The organism is Paenibacillus sp. J22P90, from assembly GCF_059692195.1.
The window spans coordinates 1-22,557 of the sequence record NZ_JCAUAY010000003.1; the positions used below are offsets into that span (position 1 = coordinate 1).

The following is a 22,557-nucleotide window of genomic DNA, read 5'->3' on the forward strand; positions in this document are numbered from 1 at the left end:
TTGGGTTGGGTTGGGTTGGGTTGGGTTGGGTTGGGTTGGGTTGGGTTGGGTTGGGTTGGGTTGGGTTGGGTTGGGTTGGGTTGGGTTGGGTTGGGTTGGGTTGGGTTGGGTTGGGTGAGCATACTCTCCATCGGCTGAGAAATGCAAAAGTGCAACTTTTCTCTATCAAAACACGATTTCAGCTAAAATTAATGCGAAAAGGCATCAATTCTCGTGTTTTCTCAATTTTTTGGACCTTTTTGCCCCAAAAAGATGCCTTTTTGCAATTATTTCAAACTTTAAATTGAATACTCGTGTAAAGGATGCTCTTTTGCATCTTTGCCACCTACACCGGGCCTCGAATTACCGGCTAAACCGCTAAAAAAACCACGCCAGTAACGCTAGCGTGGTCATCTCTAAATCAGTAAACCTCAGCAAATGCCATCCGATAGCGATTCGCATCGCTCGGGTTCGGACGTAGGTTCGTGCCCTCCACCTTCACATATCTTGCAGATACCGCAGAAAACGTGAAGCTTTGCACCGCATTCCCCGGCTGCGCATACCCCGTACGTGTCACGACCGTCGTCCAGTTTACGTTATCCGTAGACGTTTGGATCGTAAAATCAATCGGGAAATTCTGACCAATATTGCCCGAATCATTGCGCGGATAGATGTCCACCTTCGTCACACTGCGGCCCACTCCCATATCCATCGTCACGTTTTCCGTAGGATTTGCAGTTAAACTATTGTTACTCGTCCAGCCCATGGAGCCTGTTACCGAGTTTCGCCCGCCGTCATTCACTTTGCTCGTGGAGTAATTGCTGTTTTCCAGCGAGCTGCTCGCTGTAACGATAGCGCCGGATGCTTGATTGGCTGCATAGATCTCAACCTCTGGAAAAGCCATCCGATAGCGATTCGCATCGCTCGGGTTCGGGCGTAAGTTTGTGCCCTCCACCTTAACATATCTAGCAGATACCGCAGAAAACGCAAAGCTTTGAACCACATCCCCCGGCTGCGCATAGCCCGTACGTGTCACAACCGTCGACCAATTCACATTATCCGTCGAGGTCTTAATCGTGAAGTCGATCGGAAAATTTTGACCCACATTGCCAATGTCATTACGTGGATACAGATCCACTTTCGAAATCGTTTTACTAGACCCCATATCGAGCGTCACGGACTCTGTATGATTCGAAGTTAGGCTGTTGTTACTGGTCCAACCCATGGAACCTGTTACACTGCTGCGTTGTCCGTCATTTATTTTAGCCGTCGAGTAATTCGTATTCTCAACAGAGCTGGTCGCTGACACACCTGCCCCAATAGCCAAGTTGCCTACGGTGCCATACACTTCAAACTCCCACAAGGAGTAGCCGTACACCGAACCCCGCAAGGTACCATTCATTTTTACATATCTAGCCAAAGTCGGCGTGAAGCTAATGTCATCGACACCGCCATCACCGGAAGTTGTACTAAATACATTTGTCCAAGAGCTGCCGTCATTGGAAACTTGGATTTGATAGTTTTTGCCGTAAGCTGCTTCCCAATAAAGCTTCGCTGCATCGACATATACGGAGGACCCCAGATCTACATAGATCCACTCATTATCCGTATAGCTGGACCCCCATCTCGTACCGAAATTACCATCAAAAGAAAGACTCGGCGCAGCAGAAGCAGATGAGGCTGTTGCTGCTTTATTCAATGCCAGGTTCACACGTTGTACAGGTTCCGCAATCTGCGTTGGCAGTATCGTCACAGGTGTATAATAAGCACGGTTGAGGATGTTCATTTGTGCTAAATTTTGAGCAGGCGTCGGGCTCCCTGGCATCACCACGTTATTAAACGTAATATTGCTGATGTTTTTGGTGCTGCTGTAGCCCTTCAGCGTCCCCAAAGTCGTCCCAGCATCGCGGACCAGAATATCCTTCACTGTCAACGTATTTATCGTACCGCCACCGAAACCATCGGCATTTCGAATGATAAAGAACGCCCATGTACGCGTGCTGTCGTTGGTGTACCCGATTTTTTCGATATCGATATTCTCAAAGGTCACATTCGTGAGGGCACCCGTCCCATATTTATGGTCAACACCGATACCGACAGATGCGTCGTATACCACACTATTCTTAAAGGTCACGTCACTTTGATTTTGCCGCATGCCTTGCCCTATTTTATATCCGAAGCACACTGTCCAAGAAATAAGATCATCGAACACGACATTACTGACAGGCTCGGGACTACCAGGCCAGCTTAGACTAATATCCGTCGTCTGATCCCACGTTTTCGTGGTGTAAGGATCATCCAAACCAATGCCGATGCCGTGCTGCACAAGCACATTCTGCGATTCATTCACGTCGATGCCGTCGTTTTCGCCCATGTCGAAGCGGTTAAAGATCTTCATATTTTTGAACGTAAGATCATTCGACCTTGCTGGCGTCACTGCCCATGAACCGGAATCGCGAATCAACGGACCATCGAAGGTAAAATTGGTAGTCCCGATCGGAACAATAATATTACTGGCAAAATTGTTCGTCGTTGTCGCGTATTTCCCGTTGCCATCGATGGTGCCTCGACCGTAAATTTTGACGTTGTCTGCGCCGGTCGGCGTGTACAACCACCAGGTGACGTCTCGATCCTGTGAATCCTTGTGCCAATTCACCGTGTAATCACTCGCTACCCCTGTAAAACGAAGCACCGCTCCGCCTTCCAAGTACAGGGCGACGTCACTTTTTAGCTGCAAATTGCCCGCCTTATAAATCCCCGCAGGCACATACACGATCCCCTGCCCGCCTGTATAGTTGGCCGCATCATTAATGGCATTCTGGATGGCGGTCGTCGCCATGCCGGAACCCGTGCTATCCGCGTTGTAAGGCGCGTTCTTCACATTATAAATCCCCGTCCCCGATGACGCGGGTTTGTTCGTCTCCGCCGGGTCAGCTGCGATGACGAGCGCGCGTTGCCCATTGATTTTAACAATCAAATACTCATCACCACTCACCGTAAACGTAAGCTTATTCCCGCTCGTGGTTCCCGTTAAATTTAGCTTCTTAGGAGAGATGGAGTAAGAAGTAATACTTGATTGCCCAAGGGCTGTAATCTCAATGGTGGCTGATCCTAACATAGAGAAGTGCGCATAATCATAGTCACCTGTGTAACTCACGACCGGAATTGTTGTTGCATCTACCTTGAGCCCATACACCGTGGATGCCGTGTAGATCGAAGGCAGTGCGTAAGAGGAGACGGTAGCCGCATGAACCCGAACAGGTAAAGCTCCTAAACTCCCAAGGATAAAAACAAATGCAAATAATCCGATCAGCCATGCTTTCATTTTGTGCAAATAAATTCCCTCCTTCAGATGTCCTCGCCTAGACGAGATATTAAAGCGCTTACAATGATAATTATAAAAAAACTGCCCTCATTTCCGTAATGCGGAAATTTCTATACCGAGGGCAGCTTTCTATTGGACTTTACTTGGATAAGTGATGAAGCAACCGTACGTCGCCTGCAATACCCCATTTGACGAAATGGGCACCATCCACCTTCGTTTGTTCAGGAGCATCTGGACGGTCGGCGAAATTTTTGACACCTTTATACTGATCCGGACTCGTTAAATAACGGTCGCCATCCACATGATGATGAGGTCCGTACACATTAAAAGTACTCGGATACAGCAGAACCTCCAGCTCATGCGTGCCTTCCTTAACGGTATGCGGAAGAGGCACCGACCAATTCGGTCCCCAGCACCAGCCCAGCTCATCCCCATTCAGCTTCACCAAGGCGGCATCTGCCCATAGATCTGTAAGCTCAATGGACACCTGCGCTGAATCGCCTAGTTGGATGGTCTTCCTCACAGCAATCGGTGTTCCTGTAAAAGGGAAGCCTGATGAGATCAAGTTTTCACTCAGGATCGCGGAGGGTAAAGAAGCTAGCTCAAGTGGTCCTTCGAGCAGCCATTGATGCTCGTCCTTTTCGATAAAAGGAGTTTTACTCGTGACGATGAATGGACCACGCAGGAATGCAATCGGGCATGCTTCTCCATCTGGCAACGGCGTTACCTCGATATGCAGCTTCGGCACATTCGCAGTTGATGATGTAGGAACAGCCGCCTCAAAACCGAGTGCCGTTGGCACCACCTCTAGTTCCTCATCATTCAACCAAACCGCACGCACATCATCAAGGAAAAAGAGTGTCAACCCGCCAAACGAAGCTGCCTGATCCACGGCGATTTCAGCTGTGAGCTTGCCATTCTCTTGCGGCTGCAACTCCACATAGAACTGATTCGCCCCCGGCACCTCCGCAATCCACGGTGTCTGCGCTATATAAGACACCTCCGCAGTCGTCTGTACGGATGGAGCCTTCACTGGCAGTACACGCTGCCAGTCCTCCGAATCACATACCGTAACCCCCGCAGCGTGCAGACGATCTACAATCGCGGGGTCATGCCAACGACAGCCGTCGGCCAGCAACACATGCGTGTAATCCCGCATACCGATCCGCAGCTTACCTTCGCTGACAGCTCCAGACTCCTCAATGACACGCTCCTCTGTCAACTCATAATGAAGCCCTGCCTCGAAGCAAGCTTCTACGAGCGCAAGCAGCTTCGCATCAAGGATACCTGCTGTGCTAGCAGGAATGTTCGACCCGTCATGCTCATTCATTTGCATCGCATCATGCGTATCAAAATTCGCCATAATCCCACGGGTTGGCGCTACGATAAGCACATCCGGCTTCGCCCTTAAATCCGGCAGCTGTGCGGCCTGCTCCTGCAAGGAGGCCAACAGCGCTGGAAAGGCATCCTTCCAAGTCAGATGGCTCGGCATGGACGGCGGCCAATCTTGCACGGCTTGAGTGGTCAGCTTAAGCTGATTCAAGTGGAACACGAAATGTTCCACGCCATGACTGGCCAGCCACATCACGTAGTTGGTGAAGGACTCTGGCGAGACGCCCCACCCGCTTCCCCCCATGGCTTCAACCAGCGCGCCATCTCGTCCTTGCTGCATCGCGACGGAGTGAGCAATCCGCGGGTAAAAATTATTACCGGGGAATCGCTCCAAGGCGTCAACGGCCGGTGTTTCTACTTGTTGCAGCACTTGAAACGCTGAACCGCTATACGACACCTGAAAGAAAGGACTTTCCTCTGCTTTCACGTGGGCTGTGAATTTTTTGCCATGCTTTTCACACCAATCAGCTACAGGCTTATAAAAACTCGAAATGATGGCATCGGTTAACATTTCCCAGTATCGAACACGGAAGCTCTCGTAGCCTTCGCCAGTTGTGAACAGCAGCGGTAATTGCGGGAGCAACGCTTCGCCATACTTGTTCTCATAAAGTACAGGGTATCGATCATCCCAAGGAATGGCACCTGTTTTGACCGTAATCCCATGCCCATCTAAGAACGCCACTTCATCTGAGAAAAAGCCAGTCACATAATCGAACGCTTCGGGAAGCAAGCCTTTGCGATAGCCCTCATGCGTGAACTCAATAAATAGATGTACTGCTTCTGAATCTAAGGAGGAGACGGCTGCGATTTCTCCGAACACGAGCCTGCCACTGCCACCGTGCTCATCCGTGATCCAATTGACATGCTTACAGGTAGATTCAGGTAATCGTTTAATCACTTCACCGCCTGCTGTGCCAGAAGGCCAGCCATTTTCATCGTAAATCCAGAAGATCATCCCCGTTGATTTGGCATATAAAATCAAGTCTGAAAGAATCGCGAGATATGCTTCGCTCATATAGACTGGTTTATTGGGATAAAACCGAGGATGAAAAATAACCCCCTCCAACCCGGCTAAACGAAGTTCGTCAAGCTGGTCTATCAGCTGTTCCAAATTCAATTCATCGTTGATGGACCAAAAACTGAGGAATGACAATTTATTTCTCATGTTCTTACACACCCTTTCCCCCTACCTAGGGGTTATTTCGAATTGCTTCACATGGGTATCATAAAGACATCAAGCCAGCTTCTCAATATACACTTTTCCGTCAAATAGCTCTATTTGATAAGTTACGTGTGATTCCGCATAATTCCACGATATTTGAAGGGTATCGCTAGTCAATTCTGCCACCTTCAGTCGACCTCGAAGCTTCTCTCCCTCGTTGGCATCATAATGTAGTGCCTGTACAAATATCACACGCTTTTCCACCGAAGCCGATGTCAAAAGCGATGCTCGCTGACCACTCGGCGGATTGTCTGGGGTCAACGCGGTGTATATCGTTGTTGGCAGTGAGCACCAGAGGTGCTGCTCTAACGTGCCTTCACGCATCTGATAACCGAAGGATGAAACATCCTGCTTCAGCTTCCTCTTCTCTTTGAACCATTGCTGATCCAGTCGGCTCAGTTGATCTTCCGACACGGCCCAACGGCTAGCTTCACCCTCATCATTGCTCTGCAGCATACCGCCGCTAAAATGATTCGTCCAATGCACCACGCGAGGCACAGCGACAGTGACTTGCACAATATCGATGAGATGATCCGCGCCCAGGAGGTTCACTCTCCGAATTTGAGTTCCTTGATAAGCTTCGCTATCCCAAGGGTTAAGCTCCGCAGGCAAAATGATGCTATCTTTCATCGCATAATCCGCTGCCAGCCAATCCACGGCTGTTTCCAGCCATACGCCCCATGGCTCTTCGTGCATTTGAATGCATTGCCCGTCCCGTGGCGGCTGATCAGCTCCATCGATACTCACCGTGTTATGCGAGTACGTATGCTTAAACCAACCGTAATGCGCAGGAACGCCGTAAGCCGTCGTGCCGGGGTCAATAAGCAGCGGGACTTTGCCATGCATAACAGACAGCCCTAGACGATCCATATGATCGTGTTCGCCACCGAAACGGCTATGCTTCACGATCACATGCCAGCCAGCTTGGTTCACTAGCTTGGTCAGCCCACTTGCGGGTAATGAGCGTGATCGCTGCACCTCGGCTCCAAGAGAGTCCGACTCCGCTGTATCTCCGTCCAAATTTTGGCCGAACATCAACGCATAGATCGAATTTCGCTTTGTTTGGCTCGCTACTTGCATGCGTGGGTCTGCATCCTCTGTTCTATAAGCCGTATTCAAAAGCGAGCAATACTTGCCATCTCCGTAAATATCGTAGGCAATTTCGTAAAAGGGTGCATACGTGCCGATATGATCGCCGAGCCCTGCATCATTGATCGTCGGCATAACGCCGCTCGGCAAAACCAGCTGCAGCGGATAATCGAACATCGCTTTCAGCGCTTCCTTTTTCCATACATCCCATGGTGTTCCTTCTGCGATTAGGGCATAGTGCAACAGGGATTTGAAGGCATAGAAGTGATACTGCACATTCCCCTCGTACCATAAGCCGTCTTCGATGATTCCGCGGTCCAGTTGGTCATGCAAGCCGTATTCACCGTCTAAGCCTGCCTCCAACACTTCTCTATCGTTAAGCAAAAGCCCCAGCGCGGCAATCGCTGATGTAATCAATACCGAGTGATTATGAATTTGCTTTTCTTTATGCGCAATGAGAAATCGGGCACATGGCTCAAGTAGCCCTGCTCGAATATGAGCAATCTCACTTGGCGTCAGATGCTCTTGGATCATATCAAAGCCAAGCGCCAAATCCGTGATCCAATGCGCTTCATCCAGCGTTTGGGCAAATAATTTACCAGGCCCATTATAAGGAATATCCCCATGGATGGCGTACGTTTCATAGTGATCGGCATACGCCGTCAAATAGGATTTAACGAATTGCAGCCTGCCTGCATCAGGCTCTATCGCATACAGTAAACCAACGTGATACACAGCTCGGCCGATCTGACTATGGGCAAACGATGTCCAGCACCCATCCAACCGATTACTCTGCCGCTCTTTGCCACAAGTCGAACAACGATGAAGAAAAGGCTCGTTCCACTGGAAAGTGAGCCGAGTCCCATCTTCATCACAATAGTAGTAGTGCATCCATTCACCTTGCTCATGGGAGCAAATGGCGAAGGTGATCTCCGCCGCTTTTTCCGCATCCCGTCTTAGCAGCTCCATCGCTGCTTGAAAATCCGAGTTACCTGCGTTCCTCCGCAGTCTCTCTAAACGCTTGATGTCCATGATTCGAAGTCCTCCTAGCCTTTCAATGAACCTGCCGTCATTTGCATGAACTGACGATTTGCAATCATATAGACAATCAACAATGGCAGAATCGATAAGCACGCTCCAGCCAGCATATAGTGTGTTTGAACCGCAGCTGTTGTGCCATACCGCAAATAAGATAACCCCACAGTCAACGTTTGCAGCTTCGGATTCGTCATGGTGAACACTAAAGGTCGCAAGTACTCATTCCACGCCCCGCAAAAGGTGAACAGCGCACCTACGCCTAGTCCTGGTCGCATTAGCGGCAAAATAATTCGCCAGAAAATACCGGCGTTCGAGCATCCATCAATTCGTGCAGCCTCATCTAATTCCCGGGAAATACCTTTTAAGAAGCTAAGTAAAATAAAGAAAATATACGCGTGACCACTGACGAGAATAAGGACTACGCCCCACAAATTCGTGTTCAGGTGCAGCTTGACCATCAGCTCGAACTGCGGTCTAATCACAACTGCGCCAATGGAGATAAACATGGTGGATGCTTGAATCGCCACATAGATCGCTTTTCCTGGAAATTTGAGGCGGTCGACCACATAAGCAGCCATGGAGGCTACGGTAAGTACGCCGATCGTCGTTGCTCCACTCAGGAACAAGCTATTCCAAGTAAATCTTGCGAAGTTAGCCTGTACCCAAGCTTCCTTATAATTTTCAAAGTGCCAGGAAGACGGAAAAATTTTGCCCCCTTTGGTAATCTCCATATTCGACATAAATGAGCCTAAAAAAGTCACAACGACGGGGAAAACGATAAGCAAGGCCGTAATCAGTAAAAACAGCCAGAGCAGCGCTCTTCCCCCCCATCTCCCCACTGAAAATGACTGTGTTTGTTTCTTTATATGAACAGCAGGTATCGATTCTGTCACTTCCATGATCCGATCTCCTTCCTATTGAAGTTTGTTTAGGCGCTTCGACATCAGATGATAAACTAACGTGATGATACCGACAATGACAGCGGTCATGAAGCCTACCGCACTGCCATAACCAAATTGTTGATCTGTAAATGATCCCGATGGTGTTGGGAAAAAGAGCTTGTAAACATACAGATACATCACTTCCGTCTTACCAACCGGCCCGCCTTCGGTGAGCACCATAATGCTCTCATACCCTTTGAGTGAATTGATGATCGCGAGCATGATGACGATTTGGAGCACAGGACCTAGCATCGGAATCGTTAAATACCAGAACTGCTGCCATTTATTCGCGCCGTCCAAGGATGAGCTTTCGTACACATCATGTGGGATATTTTGAAGACCAGCTAGAAATAACAGCATGTAATTCCCTACTGCCCCCCAGACTGCAATGATTATCGTTGTCAGCATCGCATTCTTGGGTCCGAGCCAATCGATTCTTTCAGAGATGATATGAAACTTTAATAAATATTGATTCAGAATTCCGTTGTACGAGTTAAAAATGATAAAGAATACGACAGCCATGACCGCCGAGCTGATGATGGTAGGCATAAAGTAGATCGCTCTTAACCAGTTGCGTCCACGCAGCTTTGAATTTAATATAACCGCAAGTAGTAAACATAACGGAAGTGTTATGATCAGCTTGCCTCCTGCATAGACGAATGTATTTATGACAGAATGCCAGTACTCCGTATCTCGGAAAAGTCGTCTGAAATTATCAATCCCAATAAACGTCGGTGCCCCGAAGCCTTTGTATTCATAAAACATATAGCGAATCGCCCAAGCAATCGGATAGACGCCTAACACCATGGTCAGCAGAAAGCTTGGAAACAAAAATAAGTAGGAAAACCCGATCTGGCGTGTTCTGTTCATCCCATTCCCTCCTCTTTATAGAGCGCGAGAGTGGAGTTTCGGCTCCACTCTCGCTTCCTATCTCTTCAATTAGCGCTTATTTCATCATTAATTTCATTGGATCGAAGCTTGCATTCGGTGTTACTTTAACATCGCCCTTAGCGACAGCTTTATCCAAAGCATCGTTATAACGTTTGCTCAAATCTTGGATAATCTGATCCAAATTACCGCCACTGATCATATATTTGAAGAATGCATCATTGTATTTCATGCCTTCAACCGTTACGGTTGGCTGAAGCGGCCATGTGCCGTCATTGCCATTTGGTAAGAAGCCTTCAATGCCCTTGATTTCTGGTTTTTTCGCAACGGAAGATACAGATGGTACCATCGATAAGCCGAAGCCCTTTTCATGATACGTTTTCAATACTTCATCCTCATACATGAACTGCATGAACTTCCAAGCTTGATCGGCATTTTTGGTTGTGTTGCTGATCGATAGCCATTGACCGCCTAAGAAAGAGGATGCTCCTTTGATCGTTCCATCAATCGTTGGCACTGGTGCTGCAGCCCATTCAATCTTCGCTGGGAATTGGTTCGCGTATACGCCTGGCTCCGAGGAGAAGGAGATGTACATCCCGATTTTGCCTTCAGCGAATTGTGCGCGCAGTGGATCAATATCCAAGGATTCCATACCTGGCAATGTGCTGCCGTCGTCTACCATTTGCTTGAAGGATTGAATGATATCTTTGTACCCTGCAAAGTCAAACTTCGCTGTTTTGAAATCATAGCCAAACCCGCCGTAGCCGCTAGCTTCTGCGATCACTCTTGCTGAACGACCTAGCGCACTATCTGGGCTCTTGAAGTTCTGAGCAAAACCGTAGGAGCCATTCGCTTTACCAACAGCGGTAATTTTCTTCGCGTCTTCAACCATTTCTTTCAATGTTTTCGGAGGTGCGGCAATGCCTGCTTTCGCGAAAAGCTCTTTGTTGTAGACGAGACGAATCGTTGACCCGTAGTTAGGAAGACTGTACATTTTGCCGCCAATGCGGTTGAAATCGTCAATGACCGGGAATTTCTTTTTAATCGCATCATTGAGATAGGAATCAATCGGTTTGAGATAACCTTTCGCTGCAAAAGGCTGAATCGTATTTTCTTTGACACGAATAATGTCAGGCGCTTGTCCGGATGCAAATGCCAGATCAATCGCTTGGTTGAAATCTTCTGTCTTTACGACCATTTCAACTTCAATATTATCGCCATTCGTTTCGTTGAATTTCTGGACCACACTTTTGATATAGTCCATATCATGACGGTCACCCGTCCAATAGGAGAGCTTCGTTTTCGCCTTGGCAGGAGCCGCGCTTGCCGGTGCAGTAGATGCTTTCGCAGACGCCGCTGGGCTTGCTGCTGTTTCGGTTTTGTTTGAGCTGCAAGCTGCCATGCTGCCTGCGAGTGCGACTGTTAATGTGACCGTCCCTAATTTTTTTAACATGTGTAAGCCTCCCTTAAATCTGTTGTTTACACTTTTAATACTAAAAGAATTTCGATGTCCTGATAATGAGGTCAACTCTTGAATGAGGGCAGATATTTCTATATGTTGCCCTTCCGCCTGCCTAAGAAACAGGCAAGCCCTCACGGCTTGGAGGGCTTGCCCAGAGACATTTCTTTAAATTCGGTCGGTGTAAGACCCGTCTGTTTCTTAAACACCTCACTAAAATAACGCCGATGCTCATAACCGAGCTGTTGCGCGATTTCCTGAACTTGATAATCCTCGATCAGCATCGACTTCGCCCGCTCCATTTTGGCTTGCGTAACGAACTGCCCAAAGGTTGAGCCTGTGACTTTCTTGAACAAATTCGAGTAATAACCCCAGCTCAAATTCACCTGCTTCGCGCAGTGCTCGAGCGTCAAATCGAGATCCAAATTCGCCTTGATATAATCGGCCGAGCGAAGAATAATCTTCTGCGACTCGCTGGCTCGCTCTTGATGAATCAGACGGCAGCCAATTTCGCACAGCTCAATAAACCAGGCGCGATACTCCAAGATAGCAGCTTCGCTATCTCTAATTTCAAGCGTCTTCGCTTCAAATTCGGCGAGGCTAGGACGAGGGAATTTCTCCAAAAGCACGCGCAGCATACGCAGCACGAGACCTTGCAGCAATCGCTCTACGACACCTGGATCAGGGAGAACGGCTACTTTTCCCATCTCGGTGAAAATCGACATCGCCCACTCTACGCACGCGTCTCGATTGCCAGATCGGAAAGCGAACAGAAACTCATTCTCGCTATCCTCGGTATAAATCCATTCCACTGGAAGGGCTGCACCATCCGTATTAAAGCTAAATGCCCCGTTCCCGCCAGTATAAAAATGATACGATAACGCGCTAAGCGACTGCTGGTAGCTCTTCGGCAGCTCTTGCACGGTCTCTACACTATTTCCAATGCCAATGGAGATCGTGAATTTCGTATGCCTTGCAATGTTCGCACAGCATTGGTCCGCAACTGCAATCGGCAGCTCTTGATTCGATACATTTAGGATACAAATATACCGATTGAGTCCCTCTCGAAATACAACGGCTGCCCCGTTAAAAGCAATCGTCTCTTCGACGATATTTTGCAAGGAAAATCGGACAAGCTCCAGCTCTTTCACAGGTACTTCCCCATATTTATCAGTAAACTGATCAATCTGAATCGTCATCACGGCAAAAGGCGGCTTCAGCTCATTAATATCCAAAAAATCCGAAAGACGCGCTAACTCAGATTCGTTCGTTTGATGGTAAACGAGCAGGGACAAGTATTCCTGCCGCAATGCCGGCATACTTTCCTTGATCTTCTGCTGAAGACCAATCAGCTGTTTACGACTCAGGTTCTCTTGTTCCCAGACTTCCTTCCCCTTTACGACCGCTTTCACAATTTGATCAATCGAAAAAGGCTTCTTCACGTAGTCTAATGCTCCGTATTGGATCGCTTTTTGGGCATAATCAAAGTCTGTGTACGCGCTTAAAATAATTACTTTACTCGTCGGCAAGATTTCCATGATGTTGCGCGTCATTTCCAAGCCATCCATTTTAGGCATCCGAATGTCTGTAAGAATCAGATCTGGTTTCGTTTCACGAATTACCGCAAAGCCTTCCTCGCCATTCGTCGCGCTGCCCACGATTTCGATGCCATGAGCATCCCATGGAATTTTTTTCGTAATCATATCTACAACACTCCGAATATCATCCACGACACATAGCTTAACTAGTCGATCCATGGAAATCCTCCTCTTTCTCATACCGTGGTAACCACAGTTCAATGCAGGCACCGCCGCATGCATTCGTCTTGATTTCCATCCGTTGTTCAGTCCCATAGTACAGCTGTAAACGTGTATAAATATTGCGCAGAGCATAGCCATGCTTCGAGGTAGTAGGGTGCATCATGCTTTGGAGAAGCAGCTCGGGAACGAGGCCGTGTCCATTATCCTCCACCGTGATATGAAGCCATTCCCCATCCGCTCGAGCCGTAAGGTGAATTTCACCACCGGCCGTCATGTCCTTGAAGCCATGCAAAATACTATTTTCAATGAGAGGCTGAATCATAATTTTAGGTACAAGACAAGACTGCAGCTCAGGATCCACATTCATCTGAAAAACAAATAAATTCTCATAGGACCTCTGCTGAATCGCCAAATATTGCCGAACATGATCCACCTCATCCGCAAGAGGAATCAAATCCCGTCCCCCGCTTAAACTCAATTGGAACATATTCGATAACGCCAAAATCATTTCATTCACGTCTTCGTTCTCACCTAGCACCGATTTACAGTAAATCGTATTGAGTGTGTTATAAAAAAAGTGCGGGTCCATTTGCGCAGACAACGCTTTAATCTCGGCTTTTCGTTTATCGCGTTCCCGATTCTTAACATCCGCAATGAGCTGCTTGATCTCATCGAGCATGCGATTGAATCGAAAACCTACCTGTGACACTTCATCCTGATACACACTTTCGAAACGTACATCCAGATCATTCTCTTCAACCCGCTTCATCAGCTTTTGCAATCGGAACAACGGTTTGAGCAGCAGGAGCGTTAAATTGTTCGTGATAAAAAGAGAGACCAATACAAAGCCGATCGTCACATACGTCGTCGCTTGCTTAATGCCATTCAATTTGGCTAACAAGGTGTCTTTCGCCTGAACACCGACAATCATCCAGTCATCTTTGACGTCCAGCCGTGCATAGTTCACGAGATAATCCTTGCGATCGGAATCGCTATAGAAAAAAGAACCCTTGCTCTCGTCTGTCAATTGTTCCACGAAATCTGGACGCTGCATGAACGCTCTATCTTGCGTACGATCCGCGTAGTTAACATCTTCACCTTTCGAATCAACAAAATAATAGTGCTTGTTGGGATCCGTTAAGTTTTCCATAAAGAGATCCCGCAGATCGTCTTCTTTCACATTAATGACCACATAAACGTTCGTTGGCTCGTTGCTCATGATGGAATCTTCACTGACACCCTCCGCCACAAGTGAGATTACCCGCTGCTTATCCGTAAAAAAAGGATCCACATGCCCTTTACTCCAAAAGCCCCGCTTCAAAAGCTGAAACTGCTTAAACATGTCCGATTGATAAAAGGAAGCCGCATTATTTCGCGCACTGGAGGTTGGATAGAAATCACCAATCGGCGTGGCGATAAGTATACTCTCGATCATCGTATCGTTGAACTTCACTTGCGAGAAAACATACTGCAGGGCAGTCAATGACTTAAAGTAGCTGGAGCTGTCCTTGTTCTGAACATCCTTCATGAGTTGCTTGAAAGCATCACTGAACATGAGGGCACGGACGGCTGTGCCTATATTTTTCAATCGTTCATTCACGATTTGTGCGGACTGATTCACCGTATCCTGACTGGATTGCATAGCGTTCCGTTGAATTTCCTTTGAAGCAATGAGGTAAGCAATGCTACCTGTTGCGATCAGACCTACCGTGATGAGGATGACAAAAGTAAACCATATCCGTTGTTTTAACGAAAAGGAGTGGAACAGGCGTGGCAGCCACGACCAGACAGCTTGCTTATTCATAGGCGACGTTAGCACCTTTCCTGTTGCGAGAAGATAGTCTTTATCTATTGTATTATAGTACAGGTCACTTTCCGCGGGCAGGGGGGAATTTCAAGATGGAGGGCAGCTATTTCGATATCTCAACGCAAAATAGAACATATGTTCTTTATTTTTCCGAATAAGTGTGGTAATAATAAGAGGTAGACTTTTTTCATCTCAAATAACTCGATCTAAGGAGAGATTAACCATGTCCGTGCGTTTAACTCCGTATCTAGTATTGCCTGGCACTGCAGCTGAAGCTATTGCCTTTTATGAAAAAGCATTGAATGCTCAAGTCCTTTTTAAGCAAACCTTTGGTGAAATGCCAGCCAACCCGGATTTCCCGCTTGCGGATGAACAAAAAGGGCTAATTGGACATGCCATGCTGCAAGTCGGCGAGAGTCAAATGATGTTCTCGGACACCGACCCAGGTCAACCTGTTCAACTAGGAGATCACGTTACGATCTGCATTACGACGAAGGATGCTAGCCTATCGAAACAATTCTTCGAAGCCCTGAAAGAAGGCGGCACGGTCATTATGGATCTGCATGAAGCATTTTTCAGCCCGGCATATGGTCAAGTAAAGGATAAGTTTGGCGTGACCTTCCACCTGTTCACAGAAGGTACATCGATGAATTAAAACGAAGTAAAGGCCCTATCGCATAATGCGATGGGCCTTTTTGTATGGGAATTTGTAGGATGATAGCGATCAGCTCTGAGCTACTCCCTCTCCCGCATACCAAAACAACGCAAACTCGGTCATAACGGAGGCATAGCCCAATTGGCGCAGCATGGCTGTTACATTTCCACGGTGATACGTAGCGTGATTAACGACCTGCAAGAGCATTTCAGCGAGACTCGTTTCTCTTACGCCTGCATAGGGATTATCGAGCGTGATTTTCTTTTCCAAATCAGACTGTTCCTTCAGAAAAGCCTTAAATCGCAATGACAACTCGGAATACATGACCTCTAGTTCTTCTAGACTTTTACTCTCTGTTGCTTCAGTTATCTGCCAGGAGGCTTCCATTGCCGCCTTCATACTCATACCTCCTAGGATATCTAACCAAACACGATCTGTGAGGTAAATATGCGCAATGACTTTTGCAATCGTCGGAAACACACTCTGAATCTCTTGTCTGAATACCTCTGAAGGAAGCTCCTTTATTCTGTTTATCAATGTTTGATTCGCCCATACATGATAGTCATACATACGTTCAGCCGTTTGTGTCATTCAAATCCGCTCCTTCGATTGGTCATCTCGTTATTTCCAGTTATACCCTTATTGTACAGCAATAACCCTGACAGCATCCTGTCAGGGTTTTTCGACTTATTATTTTAGAACTGACGGTATACAACAGATTCATATTCAAATCGTTTTTTATCAAGTTCACGTTGTTCACGATGTGCCTGAAACCAGGAACAAATGCATACGACAACAATGCCAGAAAAAAGCATGAATCCTAGCAACTTCCACCAGATGCTGCCTGCTACCGATGGATTTGCCCCGATGATTAGAATCAGGACAGGCATGAACCACATTATTGTATCGATATAAACTCGTAAGGCTTTTCGTTTTAACAAGCTGCTCTATCCCCTATTTATATATAAAATGGTTTCAGACTCCGTATAGCTTTCGCACCGCTAATAAGCTTTAGGACCGTCAGTTCCATCTTAATCATCGTCCAATTTGTGGAAATAGATAGGGTACCCCTAGATCGTCGTATTTGGCGTATCAACAGCATCAGGATCAACCGTATTCGTGCTACCATTGAGTACATTTTGCACACTTCCAAAGCTGTCACCAGGCGAAAATGAGTTCGCTCCGGCAAAAATTTTGGAACTGCTCGTTAAACTAACCACGAAGGTGTCGCCGATTTGGACGTTGGAGCCCTGGGCGACATTGAGGATTTTGATTCCACCGTTAATGATTGCAGGCATGCTCCGGCCACTCCCTTCCTGCTCTAAACCATTGTATGTATTGATGTGCCTAATGGTCACTTGCGAGGGAGAATGAAGTGGGGGAGCCTGAGACAAGCTTTTATGAAAAACAAATAACCCCACTCAGGTTAGCGCCATAGGGTAGGGTTATTCATGCGCAGGAGACGGACCGCGAATCCGTCTCTTTTGTTCAGTTAATCGAAATCGTACCTTTCCTCTTTCCAAGGATCGCCATACATATGATATCCATTCCGCTCCCAGAAGCCCGGCTTATCCTTCGCCATAAACTCAATGCCGCGCAGCCATTTGGCACTTTTCCAAAAATAGAGATGCGGCACGACCATCCGCACAGGCGCTCCATGATCAGGTGTTAGGAGCACACCATTATGCCGGATACCCAGAAAAGACGTCTCCAGCAAGAAATCTTCCAACGGAAGATTCGTCGTCCATCCATGCTCGGCATGCAGCATCACATGTGTAGCTTCTGGCTTCAGTTTTACCTTACTCATCAGCTCAGAAACAGCGATCCCTTCCCACACATTGTCCAGCTTGGACCACGTGGTCACGCAGTGAATGTCATTGGCATATTCCTTGCGGGGAAGCGCCATAAAATCCTTGTACGAAATGGTGAACTCTTCTTCCACCAAACCGAACAAACGCAAATTCCATTTGCTCATGTCGTTATAGTAGGGCACGGACCCATAATGCAGCACAGGCCAGCCTTGTGTCAGCGTTTGCCCGGGAGGAACACGATCACTCGGATTCTGCGGTTGCTTTTGCCCAAATTGCATGGAAAACCCTCCATCCGTTAACCTCTGTTAACGCATCTAACCCCTAGTCGTTGCCGATGTAAGACCCGTATTCCGCAGCACTCAACAAGCCTTCCAAGGCTTCTGGCCCTGAGATTTCAACCTCAACCATCCAACCTTCGCCGAAGGACGCACTGTTCACGAGCTCTGGTGAGCCTTCCAACGTACTGTTCACAGCAGTCACTTTACCTGATACCGGGCAGAAAATATCCGAAACCGTTTTGACCGATTCCACGCTGCCAATGCTCTCATTCGCTGTAACAGAAGCACCGACCTTCGGAAGCTCCACGAATACAATATCACCCAATTGATCTTGCGCAAAATCTGTAATCCCTATGCGAACCACCGTATCCGATAGCTTCTCTACCCACTCATGTTCTTTCGTGTATAACAAATTGGCTTGTACGTTGCTCATCAGTCCACGCCTCACTTACTTACAAATTTTGCTTTTAGCTTAATCTACTGTGAACATCAAAGTCAAGGTGCTCCCCTCCCTAAAAGTTACTGTTGACAATTAACACCGATTTAGGCGCATAATGAATATAATAAGACAATTAAATATTGGCGAATGAGGATACAGGGAGAGACTGCGAAGCACGTTTGCAGCGCCGAAGGAGTAAGCCGGATGCGGTGAATCTCTCAGGCAAAAGGACCTGTATCGGACGCAACTCTGGAGAGCTTCGAGGACTCGTTGCATACGAGAAATCGGACACCCAAGGGGAAACTTAACGTTTGGACGTACAGGTTCATCCGTCTAAGGCAACTCTCAGGTACAAAGGACAGGGGCAAAAGGTATGTTTGTGTTGCATACTTTTTGCTCTTTTTTGCATTTCCGGAAAGTGACCAACGGACACAAAGTCGATTGAAGGTGAGGTTAGACGCATGCTGAAACGAACACCGCTCTTCCCGATTTATGCGGAGTATGGCGCGCGAATTATTGATTTTGGCGGCTGGGAGCTGCCTGTGCAGTTCACCGGCATTCAAAAAGAGCATGATGCTGTCAGGGGGCAAGCGGGGCTTTTTGATGTGTCTCATATGGGCGAGGTACGTATTCAAGGGCCAGATGCCCTCCAATGTCTCCAAAGAGTCACGACGAATGATGTGTCTAGGCTCGCGGATGGGCAATGCCAATACAGTCTCCTGTGCTACCCAAATGGCGGTGTGGTCGATGATCTGCTTGTCTATAAGCTGAGCGACAACGACTTCATGCTGGTGATCAACGCCTCCAACATTGACAAAGACATCGCTTGGCTGCTGCAGCACCTGACAGGACATGTAGAGCTGACCAACGTCTCTGAAGAGACTGCCTTGCTGGCTCTGCAGGGTCCCAAGGCTGTCGATATTTTAGCTCAGTTAACAACTGCCCCTATCGATACATTAAAAACGTTTCACTTCCTCACGGAGGTCCAGGTGGGTGGTGTTGCAACGCTGCTATCGCGCACTGGATATACAGGCGAAGACGGTTTTGAGCTATACGTCGATCAAAAGGATGCGATTACGCTGTGGCGTAAGCTGCTCGAAGCAGGCGCTGAGCATGGGCTCATTCCCGCAGGCTTAGGTGCTCGGGATACGCTTCGCTTTGAAGCGCGGCTCCCCCTTTACGGGCAAGAGCTATCTGCCGATATTTCGCCGCTTGAGGCGGGGCTCTCTTATTTTGTGAAGCTGGATAAAGGCGATTTCATTGGGCGTGAAGCTCTTCTTGTTCAAAAGGCAAACGGAGTACCGCGCAAGCTCGTCGGCATTGAAATGCAGGAGCGCGGCATTCCGCGTCCGCATTACACCGTATTCGCAGACGGGAAACAGATCGGCGAAGTTACAACGGGTACGCAGTCACCTACCTACAAAACGAATGTAGGCTTGGCATTAATCGATTCCGCGTATAGCGCGCTAGGTACGGAAGTATTCGTTGAAATCAGAGGCGCGCAAGTGAAAGCTCGTGTTGTTTCTACCCCTTTTCATAAAAAGAAATAATCCCCGAAGCCGGGTCGGAAGGAGCATCCTTGCTATGAAGCATCGTTATTTCCCTATTACGGAACAGGATCAAAAGGAAATGCTGGACACGATCGGCATCTCCGAGATTGAAGAAATGTTTGCGGATATCCCGCAGCAGGTGCGGTTTCAAGGTGAACTTCAAGTGGGGCAGGCGCTCAGCGAGCAAGGCTTGCTCCGTTATATGCGTGAATTGGCTGGGCGCAACGCCGATTTCCAACGCTACGCCAGCTTCCTCGGCGCTGGCATCTACGACCATCACCTTCCCGTGGTGATCAATCATGTGATCTCACGCTCGGAGTTCTATACGGCGTACACACCTTATCAACCGGAGATTAGCCAGGGGGAATTGCAGGCGATTTTTGAATTTCAGTCGTACATCTGTGAGCTGACCGGCATGGCCGTAGCGAACGCCTCCATGTACGACGGGGCCACGGCGCTGGCCGAAGCCGGCGCCCTCGCCAGCGGCGCGACGAAGCGCAGCCGTCTGCTTGTGTCCCGCGCGGTACACCCGGAAGCGCGCGCTGTTCTGCGCACGTCCGCCCGCGGGCTCAACTTGGACGTCGTCGAGATCGCAGTTACCCCCGAAGGTGTAACCGATCTTGACGATCTCGCGTCCAAGGTCGCCAGCGGCGAACCAGCCGCCGTCATCCTCCAATCGCCGAATTTCTTCGGCTGCTTGGAGGACATCGCGGCTGTGGAGCCGCTCGCGCACGGCGCGGGCGCACTGCTCGTCGTGAGCGCGAATCCGCTCACGCTCGGGCTGCTCGAAGCGCCAGGCAAGCTCGGCGCTGACATCGTCGTCGGCGATTGCCAGCCGCTCGGCATCCCAGCTGCGCTGGGAGGACCGAGCTGCGGCTACTTCGCCGTCGCGGAGAGCTGGATGCGCCGCATGCCTGGGCGCATCGTAGGTCAAACCGTTGACCGCGATGGCAAGCGCGGATTCGTGCTTACGCTGCAAGCGCGGGAGCAGCATATACGACGTGAGAAAGCCACGTCGAACATCTGCTCCAACCAAGCGCTTCTCGCGCTTTGCGCATCCGTGTACTTGTCCACGATGGGCAAGCAAGGCATTCAGGACGTTGGCACGCTCAACGTCCGCAAAGCGCACTACGCGGCGAATCGCCTCGCCGCGTCATCTAAACTAAAGCTGCCGTTCACCGGCAGCTACTTCAATGAATTTGCCGTCAAGCTGCCGGACGGCACGAACATCGAGGAGCTGAATCGTCAGCTCCTGCAGAAGGGCTTCATCGGCGGCTACGACCTCGGCCGCGACTATCCCGAGCTCGCTGGCCACATGCTGATCGCCGTCACCGAGCAAAGAACTCGCGAAGACATTGATAGCTTCGCAGCTGCATTGGAGGAACTTGTATGAGCAACGACAAAGCACTCATTTTTGAAATGAGCCATCCTGGCCGTGTCGCCTATTCCTTGCCTGACTCGGATGTTCCCGACGTAAACATCGATGAGCTTCTCCCTGCCAAGTTTCGGCGTAAACAGGAGCCCGACTTACCCGAGGTGTATGAAGTCGATGTCATCCGCCACTACACGGCGCTTTCTCGTCGCAACTTCGGGGTGGATAATGGCTTCTATCCGCTAGGCTCGTGTACGATGAAATATAATCCCAAAATCAACGAAGACGTCGCCCGCTTCCCCGGCTTCGCCCATATACATCCTTATCAGCCCGAGGAATCGCTGCAAGGCGCGATGGAGCTGCTGTACAATCTCCAGCATGATCTTGAAGCGATCACGGGGATGGACCGCGTAACCCTGCAGCCTGCTGCTGGTGCCCATGGCGAATGGACCGGTCTCATGATGATCCGCGCGTACCACGAAAGCCGTGGCGAGCACCGGACAAAAGTCATTTGCCCTGACTCCGCACATGGCACCAATCCAGCCAGTGCAACCGTTGCCGGATTCCATACGGTCACGATCAAATCAGATGAACGCGGCCTTGTAAATCTCGACGAGCTGCGCCGTGCCGTCGGCTCCGATACCGCAGCACTCATGCTGACGAACCCTAACACCCTCGGCTTGTTCGAAGAACAAATCGTCGAGATCGCAGAGATCGTGCATGCCGCAGGCGGCTTGCTCTACTATGATGGCGCAAACGCGAATGCCATTATGGGCATCACGCGGCCCGGGGACATGGGCTTCGATGTGGTCCATCTCAACCTGCATAAAACGATGAGCACCCCGCACGGCGGCGGCGGTCCTGGCGCAGGCCCCGTAGGTGTCAAAGAGCGGTTGATCCCCTTCTTGCCTACGCCGCTCGTAGCCAAACGTGAGGATAACAGCTTCTATTTCGACTATAACTATCCGCAGTCCATCGGTCGTGTCAAAGGCTTTTACGGCAACTTCGGCATCCTAGTTCGTGCCTACACCTACATTCGTACGCTCGGTCCGGAGGGCTTGCGCAAAGTATCCGAATACGCCGTGCTGAACGCTAACTATATGCTCGCTCGGTTAACACCTTATTTCGACGTTCCACATCCGCGCTTCTGTAAGCATGAATTCGTGCTCTCCGGCAACCGGCAGAAGAAATTGGGCGTTCGTACACTCGATATCGCTAAAAGACTGCTTGACTTCGGCTATCACCCGCCGACCATTTACTTCCCGCTCAGCGTGGAAGAATGCATCATGATTGAGCCGACGGAAACCGAAAGCAAGCAAACGCTCGATAGCTTCATCGACACGATGATTGCGATCGCTAAGGAAGCCGAAGAGAATCCTGAACTGGTTAAAAACGCCCCCTACACGACAGTCGTCAGTCGCATGGATGAGGCGTTGGCCGCTCGGAAGCCGGTTTTGAACTGTACCTGCGGGTAACTCAACACGCATCTATATACGAAAAGGCTGATCCCTCAAGTAGATTTCTACCTGATAGGATCAGCCTTTTTACGTCA

17 protein-coding genes and 1 riboswitch are annotated in these 22,557 nt (G+C 48.9%); of the genes, 4 read left to right on the forward strand and 13 right to left on the reverse strand.

Features of this window, described 5'->3' with window-relative positions; translation table 11 throughout:
• Window positions 1-400 precede the first annotated feature (400 nt).
• From AC58UX_RS10285 to AC58UX_RS10320, 8 genes are all read right to left on the reverse strand, one after another.
• Window positions 401-3,304 carry a discoidin domain-containing protein gene (locus AC58UX_RS10285; RefSeq protein ID WP_497253615.1) on the reverse strand — a complete coding sequence of 968 codons (2,904 nt, stop codon included), beginning with the start codon at window positions 3,302-3,304 and terminating at the stop codon, window positions 401-403.
• 139 nt (window positions 3,305-3,443) lie between these two features.
• Window positions 3,444-5,861: a hypothetical protein gene (locus AC58UX_RS10290; protein ID WP_497252167.1), complete on the reverse strand. Its 2,418-nt coding sequence runs from the start codon at window positions 5,859-5,861 to the stop codon at window positions 3,444-3,446.
• Window positions 5,862-5,930: 69 nt separating this feature from the next.
• The gene (locus AC58UX_RS10295) at window positions 5,931-8,039 is read right to left on the reverse strand and encodes a heparinase II/III domain-containing protein (protein ID WP_497252169.1); all 2,109 of its coding nucleotides are present in this window, start codon (window positions 8,037-8,039) and stop codon (window positions 5,931-5,933) included.
• Between the two features lie 14 nt (window positions 8,040-8,053).
• Complete coding sequence (locus AC58UX_RS10300; protein WP_497252171.1) at window positions 8,054-8,944, reverse strand: carbohydrate ABC transporter permease; 891 nt, start codon at window positions 8,942-8,944, stop codon at window positions 8,054-8,056.
• Between the two features lie 15 nt (window positions 8,945-8,959).
• On the reverse strand, window positions 8,960-9,856 hold the full coding sequence (locus AC58UX_RS10305; protein WP_497252173.1) for a carbohydrate ABC transporter permease: 897 nt from the start codon (window positions 9,854-9,856) through the stop codon (window positions 8,960-8,962).
• 76 nt (window positions 9,857-9,932) lie between these two features.
• Complete coding sequence (locus tag AC58UX_RS10310; RefSeq protein WP_497252175.1) at window positions 9,933-11,327, reverse strand: ABC transporter substrate-binding protein; 1,395 nt, start codon at window positions 11,325-11,327, stop codon at window positions 9,933-9,935.
• 140 nt (window positions 11,328-11,467) lie between these two features.
• Window positions 11,468-13,090, reverse strand: a complete 1,623-nt coding sequence (locus tag AC58UX_RS10315; protein WP_497252177.1) for a response regulator — start codon at window positions 13,088-13,090, stop codon at window positions 11,468-11,470.
• The gene (locus tag AC58UX_RS10320; protein ID WP_497252179.1) at window positions 13,074-14,897 is read right to left on the reverse strand and encodes a cache domain-containing sensor histidine kinase; all 1,824 of its coding nucleotides are present in this window, start codon (window positions 14,895-14,897) and stop codon (window positions 13,074-13,076) included. Before AC58UX_RS10320 ends, AC58UX_RS10315 begins: the two co-directional genes overlap by 17 nt.
• Window positions 14,898-15,123: 226 nt before the next feature.
• Here AC58UX_RS10320 and AC58UX_RS10325 point away from each other — a divergent pair, with 226 nt between their 5' ends.
• Window positions 15,124-15,555 carry a VOC family protein gene (locus AC58UX_RS10325; protein WP_497252181.1) on the forward strand — a complete coding sequence of 144 codons (432 nt, stop codon included), beginning with the start codon at window positions 15,124-15,126 and terminating at the stop codon, window positions 15,553-15,555.
• A gap of 69 nt (window positions 15,556-15,624) precedes the next feature.
• Here the strand turns inward: AC58UX_RS10325 and AC58UX_RS10330 are convergent, their stop codons facing one another.
• The 5 genes from AC58UX_RS10330 to gcvH form a co-directional block, all read right to left on the reverse strand.
• Complete coding sequence (locus AC58UX_RS10330; RefSeq protein WP_497252183.1) at window positions 15,625-16,146, reverse strand: DinB family protein; 522 nt, start codon at window positions 16,144-16,146, stop codon at window positions 15,625-15,627.
• A gap of 104 nt (window positions 16,147-16,250) precedes the next feature.
• Window positions 16,251-16,496 carry a hypothetical protein gene (locus AC58UX_RS10335; protein ID WP_497252185.1) on the reverse strand — a complete coding sequence of 82 codons (246 nt, stop codon included), beginning with the start codon at window positions 16,494-16,496 and terminating at the stop codon, window positions 16,251-16,253.
• A gap of 129 nt (window positions 16,497-16,625) precedes the next feature.
• Window positions 16,626-16,853 carry a spore germination protein gene (locus tag AC58UX_RS10340; RefSeq protein ID WP_497252187.1) on the reverse strand — a complete coding sequence of 76 codons (228 nt, stop codon included), beginning with the start codon at window positions 16,851-16,853 and terminating at the stop codon, window positions 16,626-16,628.
• Between the two features lie 194 nt (window positions 16,854-17,047).
• A complete protein-coding gene (locus AC58UX_RS10345; RefSeq protein WP_497252189.1) occupies window positions 17,048-17,644 on the reverse strand; it encodes a sulfite oxidase-like oxidoreductase in 597 nt (198 codons plus the stop codon).
• Between the two features lie 43 nt (window positions 17,645-17,687).
• The gene (gcvH, locus tag AC58UX_RS10350; RefSeq protein ID WP_065857454.1) at window positions 17,688-18,077 is read right to left on the reverse strand and encodes a glycine cleavage system protein GcvH; all 390 of its coding nucleotides are present in this window, start codon (window positions 18,075-18,077) and stop codon (window positions 17,688-17,690) included.
• A 153-nt stretch (window positions 18,078-18,230) separates the two neighbouring features.
• Window positions 18,231-18,327, forward strand: a riboswitch (glycine riboswitch).
• 217 nt (window positions 18,328-18,544) lie between these two features.
• On the opposite strand from gcvH, the gene gcvT reads away from it, so the two are divergent.
• From gcvT to gcvPB, 3 genes are read left to right on the forward strand one after another with little or no spacing between them, the layout of a single operon-like run.
• Window positions 18,545-19,633 (forward strand): glycine cleavage system aminomethyltransferase GcvT, encoded by a 1,089-nt coding sequence (gene gcvT / locus AC58UX_RS10355; RefSeq protein WP_497252191.1) that lies wholly within the window; start codon window positions 18,545-18,547, stop codon window positions 19,631-19,633.
• A gap of 34 nt (window positions 19,634-19,667) precedes the next feature.
• On the forward strand, window positions 19,668-21,026 hold the full coding sequence (gene gcvPA, locus AC58UX_RS10360; RefSeq protein ID WP_497252193.1) for an aminomethyl-transferring glycine dehydrogenase subunit GcvPA: 1,359 nt from the start codon (window positions 19,668-19,670) through the stop codon (window positions 21,024-21,026).
• On the forward strand, window positions 21,023-22,480 hold the full coding sequence (gene gcvPB / locus AC58UX_RS10365) for an aminomethyl-transferring glycine dehydrogenase subunit GcvPB (protein ID WP_497252195.1): 1,458 nt from the start codon (window positions 21,023-21,025) through the stop codon (window positions 22,478-22,480). The genes gcvPA and gcvPB overlap by 4 nt, the downstream gene beginning before the upstream one ends.
• Window positions 22,481-22,557: the final 77 nt, after the last annotated feature.

Excerpts from the sequence above, each read along its gene's own strand:
- AC58UX_RS10285 (WP_497253615.1), bottom strand. The coding sequence starts at position 3,304 with ATGAAAGCATGGCTGATCGGATTATTTGCATTTGTTTTTATCCTTGGG.
- AC58UX_RS10290 (WP_497252167.1), bottom strand. The coding sequence starts at position 5,861 with ATGAGAAATAAATTGTCATTCCTCAGTTTTTGGTCCATCAACGATGAA.
- AC58UX_RS10295 (WP_497252169.1), bottom strand. The coding sequence starts at position 8,039 with ATGGACATCAAGCGTTTAGAGAGACTGCGGAGGAACGCAGGTAACTCG.
- AC58UX_RS10300 (WP_497252171.1), bottom strand. The coding sequence starts at position 8,944 with ATGGAAGTGACAGAATCGATACCTGCTGTTCATATAAAGAAACAAACA.
- AC58UX_RS10305 (WP_497252173.1), bottom strand. The coding sequence starts at position 9,856 with ATGAACAGAACACGCCAGATCGGGTTTTCCTACTTATTTTTGTTTCCA.
- AC58UX_RS10310 (WP_497252175.1), bottom strand. The coding sequence starts at position 11,327 with ATGTTAAAAAAATTAGGGACGGTCACATTAACAGTCGCACTCGCAGGC.
- AC58UX_RS10315 (WP_497252177.1), bottom strand. The coding sequence starts at position 13,090 with ATGGATCGACTAGTTAAGCTATGTGTCGTGGATGATATTCGGAGTGTT.
- AC58UX_RS10320 (WP_497252179.1), bottom strand. The coding sequence starts at position 14,897 with ATGAATAAGCAAGCTGTCTGGTCGTGGCTGCCACGCCTGTTCCACTCC.
- AC58UX_RS10325 (WP_497252181.1), top strand. The coding sequence starts at position 15,124 with ATGTCCGTGCGTTTAACTCCGTATCTAGTATTGCCTGGCACTGCAGCT.
- AC58UX_RS10330 (WP_497252183.1), bottom strand. The coding sequence starts at position 16,146 with ATGACACAAACGGCTGAACGTATGTATGACTATCATGTATGGGCGAAT.
- AC58UX_RS10340 (WP_497252187.1), bottom strand. The coding sequence starts at position 16,853 with ATGCCTGCAATCATTAACGGTGGAATCAAAATCCTCAATGTCGCCCAG.
- AC58UX_RS10345 (WP_497252189.1), bottom strand. The coding sequence starts at position 17,644 with ATGCAATTTGGGCAAAAGCAACCGCAGAATCCGAGTGATCGTGTTCCT.
- gcvH (WP_065857454.1), bottom strand. The coding sequence starts at position 18,077 with ATGAGCAACGTACAAGCCAATTTGTTATACACGAAAGAACATGAGTGG.
- gcvT (WP_497252191.1), top strand. The coding sequence starts at position 18,545 with ATGCTGAAACGAACACCGCTCTTCCCGATTTATGCGGAGTATGGCGCG.
- gcvPA (WP_497252193.1), top strand. The coding sequence starts at position 19,668 with ATGAAGCATCGTTATTTCCCTATTACGGAACAGGATCAAAAGGAAATG.
- gcvPB (WP_497252195.1), top strand. The coding sequence starts at position 21,023 with ATGAGCAACGACAAAGCACTCATTTTTGAAATGAGCCATCCTGGCCGT.